This is a genomic window from Novosphingobium sp. MBES04 (genome assembly GCF_000813185.1).
Classification (GTDB): domain Bacteria; phylum Pseudomonadota; class Alphaproteobacteria; order Sphingomonadales; family Sphingomonadaceae; genus Novosphingobium; species Novosphingobium decolorationis.
The window spans coordinates 1,558,700-1,575,818 of sequence record NZ_DF850488.1; the positions used below are offsets into that span (position 1 = coordinate 1,558,700).

At 68.1% G+C, this 17,119-nt stretch carries 17 protein-coding genes; 8 read left to right on the forward strand and 9 right to left on the reverse strand.

Annotated features, from left to right (window positions below):
* Positions 1-50: 50 nt before the first annotated feature.
* The 5 genes from MBENS4_RS06745 to MBENS4_RS06765 all read left to right on the forward strand — a co-directional run bounded on the left by MBENS4_RS06745 (position 51) and on the right by MBENS4_RS06765 (position 5,989).
* Complete coding sequence (locus MBENS4_RS06745) at positions 51-2,450, forward strand: TonB-dependent receptor (RefSeq protein ID WP_039389613.1); 2,400 nt, start codon at positions 51-53, stop codon at positions 2,448-2,450.
* Between the two features lie 110 nt (positions 2,451-2,560).
* Complete coding sequence (locus MBENS4_RS06750) at positions 2,561-3,067, forward strand: nuclear transport factor 2 family protein (protein WP_039389615.1); 507 nt, start codon at positions 2,561-2,563, stop codon at positions 3,065-3,067.
* Between the two features lie 213 nt (positions 3,068-3,280).
* Positions 3,281-4,288: a class I SAM-dependent methyltransferase gene (locus MBENS4_RS23930; RefSeq protein WP_052322060.1), complete on the forward strand. Its 1,008-nt coding sequence runs from the start codon at positions 3,281-3,283 to the stop codon at positions 4,286-4,288.
* Positions 4,285-4,623 (forward strand): hypothetical protein, encoded by a 339-nt coding sequence (locus MBENS4_RS06760; protein ID WP_039389618.1) that lies wholly within the window; start codon positions 4,285-4,287, stop codon positions 4,621-4,623. The genes MBENS4_RS23930 and MBENS4_RS06760 overlap by 4 nt, the downstream gene beginning before the upstream one ends.
* 130 nt (positions 4,624-4,753) lie before the next feature.
* Positions 4,754-5,989, forward strand: coding sequence for an MFS transporter (locus tag MBENS4_RS06765; RefSeq protein WP_039389620.1), 1,236 nt, complete (start codon positions 4,754-4,756; stop codon positions 5,987-5,989).
* Here MBENS4_RS06765 and msrB read toward each other — a convergent pair.
* From msrB to MBENS4_RS06780, 3 genes are all read right to left on the reverse strand, one after another.
* Positions 5,976-6,500 (reverse strand): peptide-methionine (R)-S-oxide reductase MsrB, encoded by a 525-nt coding sequence (gene msrB, locus MBENS4_RS06770; protein ID WP_039389622.1) that lies wholly within the window; start codon positions 6,498-6,500, stop codon positions 5,976-5,978. The genes MBENS4_RS06765 and msrB overlap by 14 nt on opposite strands.
* 64 nt (positions 6,501-6,564) lie before the next feature.
* On the reverse strand, positions 6,565-7,812 hold the full coding sequence (locus tag MBENS4_RS06775) for an ABC transporter permease (protein WP_039389624.1): 1,248 nt from the start codon (positions 7,810-7,812) through the stop codon (positions 6,565-6,567).
* Between the two features lie 5 nt (positions 7,813-7,817).
* The gene (locus MBENS4_RS06780) at positions 7,818-8,819 is read right to left on the reverse strand and encodes an ABC transporter ATP-binding protein (RefSeq protein ID WP_052322061.1); all 1,002 of its coding nucleotides are present in this window, start codon (positions 8,817-8,819) and stop codon (positions 7,818-7,820) included.
* A gap of 87 nt (positions 8,820-8,906) precedes the next feature.
* Here MBENS4_RS06780 and queG point away from each other — a divergent pair, with 87 nt between their 5' ends.
* Positions 8,907-9,974, forward strand: a complete 1,068-nt coding sequence (gene queG, locus MBENS4_RS06785) for a tRNA epoxyqueuosine(34) reductase QueG (RefSeq protein WP_039389626.1) — start codon at positions 8,907-8,909, stop codon at positions 9,972-9,974.
* A gap of 22 nt (positions 9,975-9,996) precedes the next feature.
* A complete protein-coding gene (locus tag MBENS4_RS26205) occupies positions 9,997-10,236 on the forward strand; it encodes a hypothetical protein (RefSeq protein ID WP_206778135.1) in 240 nt (79 codons plus the stop codon).
* Here MBENS4_RS26205 and MBENS4_RS06795 read toward each other — a convergent pair.
* The 5 genes from MBENS4_RS06795 to MBENS4_RS06815 form a co-directional block, all read right to left on the reverse strand.
* Positions 10,226-11,542 carry an MFS transporter gene (locus MBENS4_RS06795; protein ID WP_039389629.1) on the reverse strand — a complete coding sequence of 439 codons (1,317 nt, stop codon included), beginning with the start codon at positions 11,540-11,542 and terminating at the stop codon, positions 10,226-10,228. The genes MBENS4_RS26205 and MBENS4_RS06795 overlap by 11 nt on opposite strands.
* Before the next feature lie 128 nt (positions 11,543-11,670).
* Positions 11,671-12,897, reverse strand: a complete 1,227-nt coding sequence (locus tag MBENS4_RS06800) for an NAD(P)/FAD-dependent oxidoreductase (RefSeq protein ID WP_039389631.1) — start codon at positions 12,895-12,897, stop codon at positions 11,671-11,673.
* Between the two features lie 94 nt (positions 12,898-12,991).
* A complete protein-coding gene (locus tag MBENS4_RS06805; protein ID WP_039391904.1) occupies positions 12,992-13,972 on the reverse strand; it encodes an LLM class flavin-dependent oxidoreductase in 981 nt (326 codons plus the stop codon).
* A 27-nt stretch (positions 13,973-13,999) separates the two neighbouring features.
* On the reverse strand, positions 14,000-14,869 hold the full coding sequence (locus tag MBENS4_RS06810) for a hypothetical protein (RefSeq protein ID WP_039389633.1): 870 nt from the start codon (positions 14,867-14,869) through the stop codon (positions 14,000-14,002).
* Between the two features lie 47 nt (positions 14,870-14,916).
* A complete protein-coding gene (locus MBENS4_RS06815; protein WP_242404816.1) occupies positions 14,917-15,690 on the reverse strand; it encodes an alpha/beta fold hydrolase in 774 nt (257 codons plus the stop codon).
* Between the two features lie 185 nt (positions 15,691-15,875).
* Between MBENS4_RS06815 and MBENS4_RS23935 the strand changes: the two genes are divergently transcribed.
* Entirely contained in the window at positions 15,876-16,922 is a 1,047-nt protein-coding gene (locus tag MBENS4_RS23935; RefSeq protein WP_052322062.1) for a hypothetical protein, read from the forward strand.
* Here MBENS4_RS23935 and MBENS4_RS06825 read toward each other — a convergent pair.
* The gene (locus MBENS4_RS06825; RefSeq protein ID WP_039389635.1) at positions 16,916-17,119 is read right to left on the reverse strand and encodes a hypothetical protein; all 204 of its coding nucleotides are present in this window, start codon (positions 17,117-17,119) and stop codon (positions 16,916-16,918) included. The genes MBENS4_RS23935 and MBENS4_RS06825 overlap by 7 nt on opposite strands.

Sequence of the window (17,119 nt, forward strand, 5' to 3'; positions counted from 1 at the left end):
ACGGCAGCCACCGCGCAAATGGGGTTCACAAGAAACAGGGGGTAGTGGGCATGGCCCGTCATCACATCGTGCGTACGAGCGCGCTTCTTTCGAGCATCTGCACCGCCGCGCTGCTGGCCAGCGCCCCGGGCACCGCGAGCGCACAGAGCGCCGAGAGCGCCCGGAGCGCACCGGCCTCGGGCGACATCATCGTCACCGCGCGCCGCACCGAGGAGCGCCTGCAGGACGTGCCGCTCTCGATCGCGGCGATCTCTTCCGAGGACATGGCCGAGAAGGGCGTGACCGACCTCCAGGACATCGCCAACTACACGCCGGGCCTGCGCTTCACCGACTTCCTCTCCAAGTTCAACGGCAACGCGGTCATCCGCGGCCTGTCGCAGACCAACGTGCAGAACGCGGTGGGCAACACCGGCGTGTTCATCGACGGGATCTACCTGCAGCGCGGCTACATGGTCGATTCGCAGCTGGGCGATGTCCAGCGCATCGAGGTCGTGAAGGGCCCGCAGAGCGCGCTCTACGGCCAGAACACCTTCTCGGGCGCGATCAACTACGTGCTCAATGAGCCCACCGACGAACTGCACGCCAGCGGCCGCGCCTCGGTCGGCAACGGGGGCTATACGGACGTGCGCGCCGCTGTCGGCGGACCGATCGTGCCGGGTATCCTCTCGGGCCGGATCTACTACGCCACGGCCGACTTCGACGGCGTGTGGAAGAACAACTTTCCGGGCGCGGGCTCGAGCGGTATGGCCGACTTCGGCGGCTACCAGCGCCGCAACTTCTCCGCCTCGCTCAAGCTCACGCCGACCGATGGCATGGCAATCACCGGCACCTATTACCGGCTGACCCGCAACGAGAAGATCCGCGCCTTCTACACCATCGACGGCAACTTGCGCGAAGACCAGCTCAACTGCGGCGCGGTCGGTTCGAACGGCAGCCCCTACCTGTGGTGCGGCAACCTGCCGAGCAGCCCGGCGGGCAAGCGCTCGGGCGAAAACACGGACCACTATCCCGACGGCCTCTTCGCCGCGCCCCAGCCGGGCATGCGCGCCAAGACCGAGATGTACCACGTCGCGGCCGAGTACGCCTTCTCGCCCGACTGGACCTTCAACTACGACTTCGGGCGCGTACGCGGCGAGGGCATCGAGCAGTCGAGCTTTGCCAGCAACTCGTACTACCTCGATGAAAGCTCCTTCCGCCTGCCCGGCCAGTCGCCGACGTTCTCGATGCAGCGCGAGGCGGGGCTGATGAAGTACACCAGCCACGACGCGCGCCTTGCCTTCGACAACGGCGGTCCCTTCACCTTCGACTTCGGCTACTTCCGCTCCAAGACCTCGGACGCCTTCCTCTTCGGTCTGCGCCTGGGCATGCAGCCGGGCGGCCCGGTCCTCAGCGACAACTGGGACCCGCTCGACGACGGCGGGGTGATCCTGTTCAACAACCGGCGCACCAACTACAAGATCGACTCCGGCTACGGCCGCGTCGGCCTCAAGCTCCTCGACGACCAGCTCACGCTCGGCGCCGAGGCGCGCTACACCCACACCGCGCTCACCACCATCGACATGCAGACTCCCGATCTGCCCGCGCTGGAGGCCGACTACAACAACCTCACCCCACGCTTCTCGATCCGCTACGAGCCGAGCGTGGACCTGATGTTCTACGCCAGCGCGGCCAAGGGCGTGAAGGCGGGCGGCTTCAACGGCTACGTCACCGGCTCGGTCGAATTGCTGCCCGAGGAGCGCGCCTACGGCGAGGAAGTGAACTGGACTTACGAGGTCGGCACCAAGGGCTCGCTGCTGAACAACCGCTTCAACTACTCGCTCGCGGCCTTCTACATCGACTGGCAGAAGCGCCAGATCAGCGCGCCGCCCGCAAACTACGTGCCCCCTGTCGATTCGACGCAAGGCGGCGGTGCGGTGCCCGGCGCCTACATCAGCGGCGGCTCGGCCGAATCCTACGGTGTGGAACTGACCGCCAACTACCGCGTCGCAACTCCGCTCACGCTCAACGGCTCCTTCGCCTGGCAGCACGCGACGGCCAAGGACGGCGCGGTGGCGCCCACCGCCAGCAGCACCTGCGATGACATCGTGTGTCGCACGGACGGCAACGTTGCGGGCAACTACCTTGGCAACGTGCCGCAGTTCCAGGGCACCTTCGGCTTCGACTACCGCACGCCTGTCAACGACGATCTCGACTTCTTCATGGGCGCCGACGAGATCTACCGCGGCAAGATGTACGTGGACGAGACCAATACCGCCTCGACCGCGGCCTACTTCCTTACCAACGCCCGCGTCGGTGTCAGCGCGGATCGCTGGAAGGGCTTCTTCTGGGTGAAGAACCTGCTCGACGAGAAGTACGCCGAGGCCTCGTTCGTGGTGCCCTCGATCTTCCAGTACAACGTCAACCTGGGCGATCGCCGCACCTTCGGCGTGACCCTGACCTTCGACTACTGACCCCACGCAAGGGACCCGCGCCCCGCCCCCCCCGAGGCCCCGAGCCTTCCCGGTAGCGGGCCGGGAGCCTTGCCTCTCCCCCACATCCCCACCCCGACACAGGAGAGCGCGTGAAACTCCGCCGCTTGACCCGACTGGCCCTGTCCGGCCTCCTTCTGGCCGGCCTTGCCGCACCGCGCCTCGCCGCAGCCCAGCCCCCTTCCGATGCCACCTGGCAGGCCGCGAAGGAGGCGATCTGGGCGCGCGAACTGGCGATCTACAACGGCCGGGCCAAGGGCGATCTTTCGATCTACCTCGCCAGCACGGCGCACGGCTACAAGGCCTGGCCCCCCTATGCGCCCCTTCCCAAGGGCAATGAGGGGCTGGAGGAGACCGGCCAGCGCATGGCGGGCAAGACGCTCGAAGCGCTCGAGATGACCTTCCTCGACCTGGCCCTCCACGGCGATTTCGCGGTCATCTACTACCACACCCACCGCACCCGGCTGGCCGATGGCACGCCTGTCGACGAGCGCTTCGAGGTCACCCACAGCTGGGTACGCGAGAAGGGCGAGTGGAAGGTGCTGGGCGGCATGGCCCGCGCCCGGCCCGAGCGGCCCGATCCTTCCGAAACCCCCTGAGACATTCCCCCATCCCCTGCCCTGTGGAGGCTTGCCGATGACATTCCTGACCCGCCTTGACGATGGCTCCCTCAAGGAAGGTGCCGCCCCGACCTTCGCGCTTTCGCAGCGCGGACGCGCCGGGCTGGAGATCCTGGGCGCGATCCAGACCTTTTCCTCGGGCACGCTGCGCCCGATGGCCGCCGCCAACTTCGAGGAGAACCCGCAAGGCGCATGCTGGGCGAGGACCACGCCTCCCCCACCCCCGCCTTTTCCGAGCGCGAGCGCATCGCCAAGGCCCGCACCGTGTGCGAGGGCGATGCGATCTACCGCCTCGAACGCTTCTTCCAGCGCTACGTCGCCGAGGAAAACTTCAACCGCGGCATCCCCGCCATCGAGGAGCGGCGAGCCGAGTTCCTGGCCTATGACGCGGCGATGGCGCAAGGCTCGGATGAGACACCGGAGGCTGGCTCGCTGACCCTGGCCGAGGACCTCGCCATCCCCGCCTGGTTCGCCCCCATCGAGTGGCACCTGGAGCCGGGTGGCTGGGATGGATACGACCTCTACGGCGCGCTCTTCGCCTTTGGCGTGGGCCCCTATGTCTTCAGCAAGGGCGGCTATGCGGCGGTCGGCATCGGCGATGACATCGTCGGCCAGCGCCTCAAGACCATCCGCCAGTTCCCCAAGGACAGCTACGCGCGCATCTACGAGCCGGGCTGCGGCGGGGTCTCGACGCTCAAGGCCGTCCACAGCGTCTTTCCCGAGGCCGAACTGCACGGCGCCGACCTTTCGCCCCTGCTGCTGAAGAACGGCGCGCGCATGGCCGCCCGCTTCGGCTTTCCGGTCCACCTCAAGCAGGCCGACTGCGCGACCGATACCGGGGAGGCCGACGCCAGCTTCGACGGGGTCATCACCTATGCCCTGCACCATGAACTGCCGCCCAAGGCCAACCGCGCGCTCTTTGCCGAGCTGTTCCGGATCATGAAGCCGGGCGCGGACATCGTCATTTCCGACCCGCCCCCGTTCCGCGCGGTCTCGATGTTCCACGCCGTCATCCTCGACTGGGACACGCTCCACCGCGAGGAGCCCTTCTTCTCGCCGGTGCTGCATGAGAGCCTCGATGCGATGCTTGAGGAGGCTGGTTTCGAAGCCGTGGAATCCTACGCCATCGGGCAGGACCAGTACCCCTGGATCACCCGCGCCCGCAAACCCGAGAGCACCGCTGTGGAGGCCCAGGCATGAACACTCCCAAGACCGACACCGGCCCGGATTACCTGGGCCCCGAAAGCGTCACCGACGTCGCGCGCATGGTCATGGCCCTGATGAGCGAGGTGTGGATCCAGCGCGACCGCCAGATCGTCACCGAGTACCTGCTCGAGACGCAAGGGACGGTCACGCGCCAGGAGATCGACGACTTCGTGCCGACAGGCGAGCTCGCCGAGCGCATCGCCGCCGAGCGCCAGCGCTTTGCCAACCTCGTCGCCGGGGCGCCCATCGCGGCCACCCAGCGCAGTGTCTCCCAGATCCTCGAGCGTGCCGGGATGGACGTGCCCGCCGCCCGCGCGACCGGGACCTGAGGAGCGGGACGGCGGACCACCACTTGTGACCCCACGCGGTGGAGACACCGCTCACACAGGTCCGCCGTCCTGAAGCCTTCGGCGCGCTTCACCTTGCACCGCCCGGGTCCCGTCCCCATAGGAAGGGGCGATGACCCAGGCCAAGATCTCCCCCGGAACAGGGGCTTACCGCCGCCTATGCGCGGCCATGCTGTTTGCCGGGCTGTCCACTTTTGCGCTGCTCTACTGCACCCAGCCGCTGCTCCCGCAGTTCAGCGCCGACTATGGCCTCAACGCCGAGGAGGCGAGCCTGGCGGTCTCGCTCGCGACGGGCCCGATGGCCTTCGTGCTGCTGGTCGCAGGGATGATCTCGGAGCGCATCGGACGACGCGGCATGATGATCGGCTCCCTGCTGGGCGCCGCCGTCCTGACGGCCCCGCTCGGGCTCCTGCCCGGCTGGCACAGCCTCCTGGCGCTGCGCCTCGTGTGCGGGATCGCGCTGGCAGGCGTTCCGGCGGTCGCCATGGCCTATATCAGCGAGGAAGTGGAGGACGCCGCCGTCGGGCGCGCGATGGGGCTTTATATCGCAGGGTCTGCCGTGGGCGGGATGAGCGGGCGCCTGCTCGTCAGCCTGCTCGCCGAATGGTGGGGCTGGCGTACGGCGCTGGGCGCGACCGGCCTTGCCGCCCTCGCTCTCGCGCTCGTCTTCTGGCGCATCCTGCCCCACTCGCGCCAGTTCACGCCGCGCCGCCAGTCGCTGACGGGCTATGCCAAGGGCTTCGCCGGGCTCTTTGCCGACACCGCGCTGCCCTGGCTGTTCCTTGTCGCCTTCCTGCTGATGGGCGCCTTCATCTCGGTCTACAATTACGCGGGCTACCGCCTGCTGGCCGCGCCCTATGCGCTCTCGCAGGGCGAGGTCGGCCTGATATTCCTTCTCTACCTGCTCGGCTCGGCCAGTTCGGCGCTGGCAGGCCATGTTTCGGGAAAGTTCGGCCCGCGCCGCGCGCTGTGGCCCCCGCTCGCCCTCTTCCTCATTGGGATCGCGCTGACCTGTGCCCAGGCTCTTCCCCTCGTGATCGCGGGCATCGGGGTCGTCACCGTGGCCTTCTTCGCCGCCCACGCGGTCGCCTCCTCGTGGGTCGGTCGCCGCGCGCGCACGGCCCGCGCGCAAGGAACCGCAAGCTACCTTTTCGGCTATTACATGGGATCGAGCGTCCTGGGCTCGGCGGGCGGTTACGCCTGGACCCACGCGGGCTGGGGCGGGGTCGCCCTGTTTGCAGGAAGCCTGATCGCGCTCGCGCTGGCGATTTCCGTCCGCCTTGCCTTCGTCCAGCCGCTTGCGCCCGCCGTATCGGGCGTACCCAAGCCTGCGATCAACGCGGAATGAAGCGCATCGCCGCCCCGTTCATGCAATAACGCTTGCCGGTGGGCCGCGGCCCGTCGTTGAAGACATGACCCAGATGCCCGCCGCAGCGCGCGCAGTGGACCTCGGTGCGCGGATAGCCGATCTTGTGGTCGGTGGAGGTGCCGACGGCGCCGGGCAGAGGCCGCCAGAAGCTGGGCCAGCCGGTGCGGCTGTCATACTTGGTCGCCGAATCGAAAAGGTGATGGTCACACCCCGCGCACGCGAAAATGCCACGCCGCTTTTCGGTGTCGAGCGGAGACGAACCCGCCCGCTCGGTCGCTCCTTCGCGCAGGATGCGGTATTGCAGCGGGGTCAGCCGCGCCTTCCACTGCGCCTTGGTGAGTTGCACCGGATAGGTTTTCGCATCGGCCTCCTGCGCGCCGCAGGCGGCCAGAATGCCGCTCGCCAGCGCGCTGCTCAGAAAGCCGAGCGCACGCCTGCGGCCAGCATCGAAGCCACCCGAAGGTCGCCTTTCGGAACGGATCTGCGCCATGGTCTCTCCCCAATCGCGCGGAAGCCGCCACGCCGCTCCCGCCTGTGATTCGCACGAGAGAAGACTACACCTTCGCGCCTGCCTTGCGCCTGAACAGCGAGCGACGCGGCTTCTTCACCCGCGCAGGGCCCGACTTCATCACCCGCTTGCGGAACAGCGCCGAGCCCAGCCGCACCAGCAGCAGCACCCAGGCGCACTGCGCCAGCACCGCCGGAACATGAGGCAAGAGCGCCGGGTCCTGCGCGGCGCGCGCCAGCATCGCAAAGGGCGCGCTGAAAGGGAAGATGAGCGCAAAGTACTCGATGGCCGTACCCGGCTGCGTCATCGCGTAGCTGGCGAGGAAGAAGACCAGCAACTGCACCATCGTCACCGGCATCGAGAGCGTCTGCACCTCGCGCACGGTCGTCGCCAGCGAACCTACGGCCAGGAAGACCGAGCCCAGCAGCAGGTAGGCCGTGGCGAAGTAGACCACGCCCAGGACCACGAGCATCGGCCAGCCGACCGCGGGCGTGGTGAGCGTGGGCAGCACCGAACTGCCGGCCAGCAGCACCGCGCCCACAGTCGCGCCCCAGGTCGCAATGCCGACCAGCGAAACGCCGAGCATGGCGAACAGCTTGCCCATGAAGACCGCCTCCATGGGAATGGCGGCGGCCAGCACCTCGATGATCTTGTTGCCCTTTTCCTCGACGAGGTTGGAGAGGACCATGCCCGCCAGCATCATCGTCAGGAGGAACAGCAGCGTCTGGGCGCCTTGCGCGGTGGTGAGGCGCCCGCGCCGCTCGACCGCGCTGCTCGAGGTGGTGGTTTCCAGCCGAACCTTGGGCCAGGGCGCAAGTTCACCCGCCTGCGCCTGCGCAGCGACCATCGCGACCGGGCCGCGCCAGCTCTCGATCCGCGTGCGCGGGCCGGTCAACTGCGGCGCCTCGGCGGTCCCTGAAAGGATCGCGGCAATATTGGCCGCGCGGCCTTCCAGGGCGCTGCGCGGTTCATAGTCCTCTCCCTCGGCCAGTGGATGCACCAGGGTCATGCGCGGAACCGCTTCCCCCAGCCGCGCAGCCAGGACCTCGCGCGCGGCGAGGATCCGGCGCGCCTCGGCCTCGGCCATGACGAGGCCGATCTCGGGGCTCTGCGCGGTCTGCTGCACGCGCTGGCCGACCGAGCCTGCCAGGATGCCGACGAGGACCGGGAACAGCGGCCCCAGGAGGAAGAAGAAGAAGGCGCGGCTGAACAGGATCGCCACGAAGTCGCGCCGGGCGATCACCCAGGCCGCCGACAGCGTGGACAGGCGGCCCGAGTGGCCTGGCTCTCGCATATCACTCACGAACCGGTCTCCTCCGGCGTGTCCTGCCCCATCGCGCGCGCCGCCGCCTCGCCAGCGATGGCGACGAAGGCATCGTGGAGGCCCGCCCGCTCGATCGAGAGCGAGAGGATGCCCGCCTCGCCTTCGATCAGCGCGCGCAGCAAGGGTTCAATGCCGCTTTCGGGAAGCGGGAAATACCAGAAACGCCCCTCGCGCCGGGCATCTTCGGGAAGCGCGGCGCGCCAGGCGCCCTCGCGCGCCCGCGTCTCCAGGCGGACCTGCGCCGGGATACGGTCGCGCGCGACGTCAACCGAGCCCGCAAAGGGCACCTTGCCCCCGGCAATGATCGCGACCTCGTCGCACAGGCGCTCGGCATGGGCGATGACGTGGGTGGAGAAGATGACGGTCGTCCCTTCGGCGGCGAGATCGCGCATCATCGCCTCGAGCCGCCCCTGGTTGAGCGCATCGAGGCCGGAGAAGGGCTCATCGAAAATGACCAAACGGGGGCGATGGACAAGCGTGCCCAGGATCTGGACCTGCTGCGCCATGCCCTTGGAAAGCTGGCGGATCTGGCGGTCAGCGGCGTGGCCAAGGCCGTGGCGTTCGAGCAGTTCGCGCCCGCGCCTGCGCCCCTCCTTGAGCGGCAAGCCGCGCAGCGCGCCCAGGAAGGCGATGGCCTCCACCGCCTTCATCGCGGGGTAGAGCCCCCGCTCCTCGGGCAGGTAGCCGATGGCGTGGGCCACCTCGTGCGGCCGGTCGTGGCCCAGGATCCGGCGCACGCCCGCATCGGGATCGATGATGCCCAGCACCATGCGCAAGGTCGTCGTCTTGCCCGCCCCGTTGGGCCCGAGAATGCCGTAGACCGCGCCTTCGGGCACGGAAAGGTCGACCCCGTCGACCGCGCGCGTGCCATCGAAGCTCTTGATCAAGCCCCGCGCCTCGATCGCCAGAGGACGCGCAGGGGTCGAAGATACGGGTCCCTGAGCCGCACTCTCCCGCGATGGCGCATTGCCCGTCATGGGCCTATCTCCTAGTGCACACTCCATATCGACCCCGTTATCTTCGTGCGCGCGCTGCGGCGTGTGAACCCCGTCCATGGAGCCGTCTTGGTTAAGACCGTCCTAAGTGCCCTTCGAGAAGACCTTGAAAAGGAAGCGCGTTCGCTGGGCTTCTGCGCCTTCGGCATTGCCGATGCCGAGGAAGATCCCGAACGCGCCGCGCGACTCGAGGCCTGGCTGGAGGCCGACATGCACGGCACGATGGGCTGGATGGCCGAGCGCGCCCATCACCGCCGCTCGCCACAAGGGCTCTGGAACGAGGCGCAGCGGGTCATTGCCCTTGGCATGAGCTACGCCCCCGCGCACGATCCGCTGGCGCTGGCGGACGATCCCGAGCGCGCGCGCATCTCGGTCTATGCGCAAGGCGCGGACTACCACGACACCGTCAAGAAGGCGCTCAAGCACCTGGCGCGCTGGCTTGTCGCCGAGGCGGACACGCGCGGCCTTGGCGAAGCGGGGGTCAAGGTCTTCACCGACACCGCGCCCGTCATGGAAAAGCCCCTGGGGGCCGCCGCCGGGCTTGGCTGGCAGGGCAAGCACACCAACCTCGTCAGCCGCGAGCATGGCTCCTGGCTGTTTCTGGGCGAGATCTACACCACGCTTGCGCTCCCGCTTTCGACGCCCGCGCGCGATGCCTGCGGCTCGTGCCGCGCCTGCCAGGACGCCTGCCCGACCGACGCCTTCCCCGCGCCCTACCAGCTCGATGCGCGGCGCTGCATCAGTTACCTCACCATCGAGCACAAGGGCCCGGTGCCCGAGGATCTGCGCGCAGGGCTGGGCAACCGCATCTATGGCTGCGACGATTGCCTGGCGGTGTGCCCCTGGAACAAGTTTGCCCGGACAGCCCACACGATGAAGCCCTTCCTGCCGCGCGCGGAGCTGACCGCCCCCGATCTCGCCGACCTGCTCACCCTCGACGATGCGGGCTTTCGCAAGCTGTTCTCGGGCTCCCCGATCAAGCGCGTGGGGCGCAACCGGTTCGTGCGCAACTGCCTCTATGCGGCGGGCAACAGTGGGTGGAGCGCCCTGCTCCCACAGGTCAAAGCGCTGCGCGCGGATGCCGACGAGGTGGTGGCCGAAGCCGCCGAATGGGCATTCCACCGCCTGAGCGCGTGATCCTGCGGCGCCGATCCGCAAAGTGATCGCCATCGGAAAAGGCGGCGATACCGCTCAGTTCGTGTTCCAGCAGCCAGGCGTTCGAGTTCTTCAGGCCGTTGGTCGCCCCGAACTCGACGAAGAAGCCCTCGCGCTTCTCGCCCAGTTCATAGCAGACCCACAGGCCCTGCATGATCTGCGATTTCGAGCGCTCGCACCGCGCCATGCAGAAACGATAAAACCATACTACACTATTCGATATATGCGCACTTCTAAACCGTGAAGTCGCGCTCCGTATTGCGCGAAAGGCTGAGCAGCCCGACCAGCGTGAGTACCGCCGCGCCGGAGATGTAGAGGCCGACAAAGGCCAGTCCGCCCTGGTCGACCAGCCCCTGCGCCACCGCCGGGGCAAAACCACCGCCGAGGATCCCGCCGACATTGAAGGCGATCGAGGAGCCGGTGTAGCGCACCCGTGCCGGGAACAGCTGCGGCAGGAGCGCGGCCAGCGGACCGTAGACGAGGCCCATGGTGAACAGGCCCATCGCCAGGAACAGCGCGATCACGGCGAGCGAGCCCGCGCCCAGCATCGGCCCCATCGCGATCCCCACACCGATGGCGCACAGCGAGCCGAACAGCAGCACCGAGCGCGAGGACCAACGGTCCGCGGCGTAGCCTGCCACCACGATGCCCAGCGCCATGAACAGGATCGCGAAGAGCTGGACGCCCAGGAAATCCTGCCGGTCATAGCCCAGCTCTCCCGTGCCATAGCCCAGCGCGAAGGCGGTGGTGAGGTAGTAGATGGCAAAGCAGGCGACGACCGCGAAGGTCCCCGCAACCGTCTGGCGCAGGTGACCCTTGAACAGCTCGAACAGGGGAATGGCCTTGGGCGGCGCGATGTGCCCGGTGGCGTCGAGCGCGTGGCTGTCGGAGAGCCTGAAGCGAATCCACAGGCCCAGCCCGACAAGGACCGAGCTCAGCAGAAACGGCAGGCGCCAGCCCCAGGCAATGAACTGCGCTTCGCTCAGAATCCCGGACAGGATCAGGAACAAGCCGTTGGCCGCCAAGAACCCGAGCGGCGCGCCCAGCTGCGGGAACATGCCAAAGCGCGCGCGCCAGCCCGGCGGCGCGCTCTCCACCGCCAGCAGCGCCGCGCCGCCCCACTCGCCGCCCAGCCCCAGCCCCTGCCCGAAGCGCAGCACGCACAGGAGGAGCGGCGCGTACCAACCTATGCTCTGGTAGGTCGGCAGGAAGCCGATCGCGACGGTCGCCCCGCCCATCAGCATGAGCGAGGCGACCAGCGTGGACTTGCGTCCCACGCGGTCGCCGAAATGGCCGAAGAAGGTGGCGCCGATGGGACGGGCCAGGAACGCGATGGCAAAGCTGGCATAGGCCGCCAGCTGCTGCGCGGAGGCCGAATCGGCGGGAAAGAACAGCGGCCCGAAGACGAGCGCGGTGGCCGTGGCGTAGATGTAGAAGTCGTAGAACTCGACCGCCGTGCCGACCAGGCTCGCGCCCAGCACCCGCGCGTTGCGCCGATAGGGCTCGAACCCGCGCACCTGCCTGCTTTCCGCGTCTGTCCGCGCGTTCATACCGCTTCACCCCTTGCACGGGTGCGTGCGTGCGTCGACGCCCGCCCCTTCGAAAATTACGAAAGGGCGGGCCTTAACGACATTTTTGCACAGGTCCAGCCCGCAGGTGCGATACAGGACCTATCGCTTCACAGCAGCGACTTGAGAGGAACCTCCGGGTCGGCGAGCTGGTCGACGTCGACCTTCGCGCCCGCTTCGACCAGCTTGCGGCCCTGGACGTAGTCCTTGACCATGTTGACGCTGTCGATTGCCGCGACGCGCCCCGCGCGCAGGTACACCACCGAGAACTTGCGGGTGTCGGGATCGCCGCGCACCACGGTGGTGTCGAAGTCCTTGTTGATGCCCGCTGTCTGGAGCTTCAGGTCATACTGGTTCGACCAGAACCACGGGAAGGCCTTGTAGGGTTGTTCATCGCCGCACAGCGCCCTGGCGACGCAGGTCGCCATGTCGTTGGCGTTCTGCACCGATTCCACGCGCATGACATCGCCGCCCGCAAAGCCGCAGGCAAAGGCCGCGCAATCACCGATGGCGTAAATGTCGGGAAGCGAGGTGCGGCAGTATTCATCCACATCGACGCCATTGGCCCCGGCCGCGCCTGCCGCGATCAGCGGGCCGACGGCGGGCACAATACCAATGCCCACGATCACCGCCTCGGCGGGAAGGACCGAACCATCGGCAAGCTTGACCCCTGTGACCTTCTTGCCATCGCCTTCAAGACATTCCACCGCAACGCCCGTGCGCAGGTCCACCCCGTGCTCGCGGTGCTCCTTCTCGTAGAAGGCGGAAAGCTCCTCGCCCGCCACGCGCGCAAGGACGCGGGGCAGCGCTTCGAGGAGCGTGACCTCCAGGTCCAGCTTGGCCAGCACAGCGGCCGCTTCCAGGCCGATGTAGCCCCCGCCGATCACCACCACCTTGCGGATCCCGGCGTCCACCTCGGCCATCAGCGTGTCGCAGTCGGCGCGCGTGCGCACCGCATGGACACCGGCCAGTTCGGCGCCGGAACAGGACAAGCGGCGCGGATCGCCGCCGGTCGCCCAGACCAGCTTGCCGTATTCGAAGGTCTCGCCGTCCGAAAGACGCAAGGTATGCGCCTTGGGATCGACCTTGATGACTTCGCAGCCAAGGCGGAAGGTCACGTCCTTTTCGGCCCAGAACGTGGGCGGGCGGATGTAGAGGCGGTCGAAGGTCTTCTCCCGGGCGAAGTACTCCTTGGAGAGCGGCGGGCGCTCGTAGGGGTACTCCGGCTCGCGCCCGATCACCGTGATCGAGCCCTCAAAACCGTTCTGGCGCAGAGCCAGCGCACATTGGGCGCCGCCGTGGCCGGCCCCCACGATAACAACATCAGACTGGTTCATATCCCCTCCTGGCCGGGCCTGTCTGGCCGCTTGCGGCGGCGCTGGCAATACCCCTGCACGCACATGGTCTTGTACCGGCTCTTGTCCCCGCGGCTCAGTCGAATGCCCCGGCGATCAGTTCGAGCGAGCGGATCTGCGCAGCGGGATCGAAGGTCGAGGCGCTCAGGATCAGCTCGTCGGCCTGCGTACGCGCGACAAAGGCCTCGAGCCCCGCGCGCACCTGGTCGGGCGTGCCGACGGCGGCGACCCCGCGCATCTGCTCGAGCATCGCGCGCGCCGGACCGGGGAGACTTTCGCGGTAATTGCGAAGCGGCGGCTGCAGCTTGCCGGGACTACCCGTGCGCAACGCCACGAAGCTCTGGTCGGTCGAGGAGGAGAGGTACCAGGCCTCCTCCTCGGTCTCGGCGGCCATCGTGTTGATCGCGGCCATGAAATAGGGCTTGTCGCAAAATTCGGAGGGCTCGAAGCGCTCACGGTAGATGCGCGCGGCCTCGTCCAGATGGGTGGGCGCGAAGTGCGAAGCGAAGGCATAGGGAAGACCCAGCATGGCGGCGAGCTGCGCGCCGAAGAGGCTGGAGCCCAGGATCCACATTTCCGCATCCGCCCCGCTCGCCTGCGGGGATTCCACCCCGCCCACGGCCTGTCCGGCAAAGCGGGCGCGCAGTTCGACGACGTCCTGCGGGAAGCGTTCCGACGCGCTCACGATGTCCTTGCGCAAGGCGTTCGCCAGCCGCCCGTCCGCGCCCGCCGCACGGCCCAGCCCCAGGTCCACGCGGCCCGGGAACATCGCCGAAAGCGTGCCGAACTGCTCGGCGATCACGTAGGGCGTGTGGTTGGGCAACATGATCCCGCCCGCGCCGATGCGGATCGTGCTGGTCGCGTTGCCGATGTGCGCAAGCACGACCGAGGTCGCGCCCCCCGCGATGCCGGCCATGCCGTGGTGCTCGGCCACCCAGTAGCGCTTGAAGCCGTTGGCCTCGGCGGCCTTGGCGGTGTCGACGGTGATGTCGAGCGAGCGGGCCACGCTGTCGCCTTCGCGAACGGTGACAAGGTCGAGAACCGAAAGGGGTACCATGGGCATCGTTATCCGTAGTCTGGTGTCTCAGGGGCGCTCCGGCCCATCATCGGGGGCCGTCTGCGCAAGATAGGTTTTCGCGGTCTGGGCTTCCGGGCTCTGCGGGGCGACGTCCAGTACCGACTGCCAGCTTCGGCGCGCGGCATCCGCATCGCCCGAAAGCATCGCGATCACGCCCGCCTCCAGGCCGACCGCCGGATCGCGCGGTGCCAGTTTGGCCGCCGTCTCGATCTGGCCCGAGGCGACAATCAGCTGGTCCTGGCGCCGCGCCAGCGTCGCCGAAAGAAGCCAGGCCTGCGCGTTCTCCGGATCGGCAACGCGCGCCGCCGCAAGGGCATCGGCCGCCTGCTCGGCCTGGTCGACGGCGACAAGCCCGCGCGCGCGGTCGATCTGGACTTCGGCGAGAACGCGGTCATCGCCGCTCGCCTTGGCCTCGGTGAGTGCGGGGCCCAGCAGCAGCAGCGCCTTGGCGCCGTTGCCCTGTGCCAGTTCGGCGTTGGCCGCCATGTCGCCCAGCCGCGCGCGGCTTACGTGGTCCTCGGCCTCGGTCGCATCGCGCGCGGTGACGAAGGCCTCGCGCGCCTCGTCAAAGCGTTCCAGCACGGTGAGCGCCGCGCCCAGGCACAGGCCGGCGCGCACGCGTTCGCGCCCCATCGCCTCATAGAGAGCCTCCTGCGCCAGATTTGCCGAGCCTTGCGGATCGGACTGGACAAGGTCCATGCACCCCTTGCGGCTGACCGGCGCGGCGGGCCCGGCATAGGCCCGCTCCTGCGCCTGCTTGCGCGCCTCGTCGTTCTTCTTCTCGATGATCTCGAGCGGAAGCGAAGAGGCATAGGGCGAGCCGATGGTCCCCGCCGCCTGGGCGAGAAGGGGCATCAGAAGCAGCGAAATCGACATCGAGGGTTACGTCTCCGGTCGGCCGTGCGGACGATCAGCTTTCCGGGTCACGGGCCAGAAGCAGGTCGGCCACGGTGCGCATGAGAACCGCGATATCGGTCTCGCGCGAAAGGCGGTGGTCGCCGTCCTTGATGAAAGTCACCTGCACATCGTCTGAACGCAGCATTTCGCACAAGCGCAGCGAAAGGTCGAAAGGCACGTCCTCGTCGCGCTGGCCGTGGAGGAGACGCACCGGACCGTAGAACTCGATCGGTGCTTCCAGCTGGAGGTTCGCCTGCGTCGGCCCAGAAGGCGGGGTGGGTCGGCGTGGGTTCGGGGCCATAGGGGTTGTCTTCGTAGATGGTTTCGCCATCGGCAAGCAGTCCCTTGTCCATCTGCGCGATGCCCCAGTCGGTGAAATCGGGCGCGGCGGCAATGCCGATCATCGAGTGGACCTTGTCGGGCAGGGCATCGGCCACCATCAGCATCAGCCAGCCGCCCATCGAGGAGCCGATCAGGACCACCTTGTCGAGCGCGGCCGCCTCGATCACGGCCACCACCTCGTCGCGCCAGCGGCTGAGCGTGCCGTCGGCGAAATCGCCGTCACTCGCCCCGCAGCCCGAATAGTCGACAAGCAGGCAGGCGCGGCCGGTGTGGACGGCCATTTCGAACAGCGCCGTCGCCTTGCTGCCCGACATGTCGGACATGTAGCCCGGCAGGAAGACGAGCGTAGGGCCCTGTCCGGGCGCGAAGCGGTGGGCGATGCGGCGGCCATCGGCCATTTCGTGGAAGCGGATCTCGGTCATGGCGCGCAAGGTGGGGGCTGGGACCGAGAAGGGCAAGGACAGATCCGAGGGCCATTGCCCTCGGGCACCCCGAACGGGCAACCTCGCGTATCTCAGCCAAAGTGGCGTGTGGAAGGTGAGGACGCCCATTTGGGGGTCAAGGGGTAATAACCCCTTGAATCCTATCTTCCTTCTTCACGCCCCCTTGCCCACCTTCGCCGCCGCATCTACGAAAATCCACCATGAGCGCCGAGATCATCCACTTTCCCACTCAGCCCACGCGCACCGCGCGGCGGCTGGAATGGTTCGCGCAGCAGCGCTCGGTCCTGCTCGCAATCTGGGCGCTCTATTTCGGGCTGCGGGTCGGGGCGCTGTTCCTCGACATCGCGGTCCCGCCCGAGGCCCAGTGGCATCACGAAGCGGCGCTCGCGCTGGCAGTTGGCGGAGGCTATTTCGCCGCGCCCGGCGACCCGGCTATCTTCACGCCGATCGGTTGGCCCATGGTCCTCTCGCTGGCCTATGCCCGTTTCGGCGCAAGTGCGGTCACGCTGGGACTGTTCAACCTCGCCAACGCCCTTGCCATCGGCGCGCTGACTCTGGTGCTGGGGCGACGCCTGTTTGCCAGCGAGGCCGCCGCGCGCATCAGCCTTTTGCTGCTGGCGATCTCGCCGCGTGCCATAACGTCGGTTCCGCTGGCGGGCCCTGGGCTCTTCCTCACCGCGCTGGTGCTGACCGGGTGCGGACTGGTGATCGTGCGCACGAGCCGCTGGCACCTTGGGAGCGCGGGTCTCGTCTTCGCGCTCGCCGCGCTGACCGAGCCGGCGAGCCTTCTCGTGCCCGCGCTGCTCTTCGTCCTCGACTCGCTGCGCGCGCCCTTCACGTGGCGGCGTCTTGGCGGTGTACTGGGGGAAGGTGTACTCGTGCTCGGCATCGTGCTCGTCGCCACGGCGCCCTGGACCTGGCCCTACCTTGGCCGCCCGGAGGCCTTCCTCGCCCGCGTGCCCGGCCCTGCAAATCTGGGCGAAGTTCTCGCCCAGTTGGGCCCAGCCCAGCTTGCCTGGAGTGCGCTGATCCTGGCAGCTTCGGCGAGCGCCTTGGTCGTCGCGCTCCTGCAACGCCGCGGCCGGGGCTGGTGGACACTGCCCTATGCCGTCCTCCTCGGCGCGGCGCTCGCCCCTGCGCCCAACCTGCTCGCGGCGGCCCTGGCCCTGCTGTGCCTTCCCGCAGGCGGGTTCACCATGTGGAGCTGGCAGCGGATCGCCGAGCGGCGCCCCAAGCGGCCTCAGTAGAGAATCGGGCTCACGACCTCGACAAGGATGTGATTGCCCGTCTGCGTGATCGCGTAGATCGGCGCGCCCGTGATGTCCGATGCGACGCTTTCGGCGCCCAAACGCTCAAATGCAAGCGCCCCCAGCCCTGCGAACAGGGCCAGCGAAGCGGCCAGCATGAGCAGCCGTGTACGAACGGGACGAGATGCGCGCGGCAT

Excerpts from the sequence above, each read along its gene's own strand:
- MBENS4_RS06765 (WP_039389620.1), top strand. The coding sequence starts at position 4,754 with ATGACCCAGGCCAAGATCTCCCCCGGAACAGGGGCTTACCGCCGCCTA.
- MBENS4_RS06780 (WP_052322061.1), bottom strand. The coding sequence starts at position 8,819 with ATGACGGGCAATGCGCCATCGCGGGAGAGTGCGGCTCAGGGACCCGTA.
- MBENS4_RS06800 (WP_039389631.1), bottom strand. The coding sequence starts at position 12,897 with ATGAACCAGTCTGATGTTGTTATCGTGGGGGCCGGCCACGGCGGCGCC.
- MBENS4_RS06825 (WP_039389635.1), bottom strand. The coding sequence starts at position 17,119 with ATGCCGCGCGCATCTCGTCCCGTTCGTACACGGCTGCTCATGCTGGCC.
- MBENS4_RS06795 (WP_039389629.1), bottom strand. The coding sequence starts at position 11,542 with ATGAACGCGCGGACAGACGCGGAAAGCAGGCAGGTGCGCGGGTTCGAG.
- msrB (WP_039389622.1), bottom strand. The coding sequence starts at position 6,500 with ATGGCGCAGATCCGTTCCGAAAGGCGACCTTCGGGTGGCTTCGATGCT.
- MBENS4_RS06775 (WP_039389624.1), bottom strand. The coding sequence starts at position 7,812 with ATGCGAGAGCCAGGCCACTCGGGCCGCCTGTCCACGCTGTCGGCGGCC.
- MBENS4_RS23930 (WP_052322060.1), top strand. The coding sequence starts at position 3,281 with ATGCTGGGCGAGGACCACGCCTCCCCCACCCCCGCCTTTTCCGAGCGC.
- MBENS4_RS06745 (WP_039389613.1), top strand. The coding sequence starts at position 51 with ATGGCCCGTCATCACATCGTGCGTACGAGCGCGCTTCTTTCGAGCATC.
- MBENS4_RS23935 (WP_052322062.1), top strand. The coding sequence starts at position 15,876 with ATGAGCGCCGAGATCATCCACTTTCCCACTCAGCCCACGCGCACCGCG.
- MBENS4_RS06760 (WP_039389618.1), top strand. The coding sequence starts at position 4,285 with ATGAACACTCCCAAGACCGACACCGGCCCGGATTACCTGGGCCCCGAA.
- MBENS4_RS06810 (WP_039389633.1), bottom strand. The coding sequence starts at position 14,869 with ATGTCGATTTCGCTGCTTCTGATGCCCCTTCTCGCCCAGGCGGCGGGG.
- MBENS4_RS06805 (WP_039391904.1), bottom strand. The coding sequence starts at position 13,972 with ATGGTACCCCTTTCGGTTCTCGACCTTGTCACCGTTCGCGAAGGCGAC.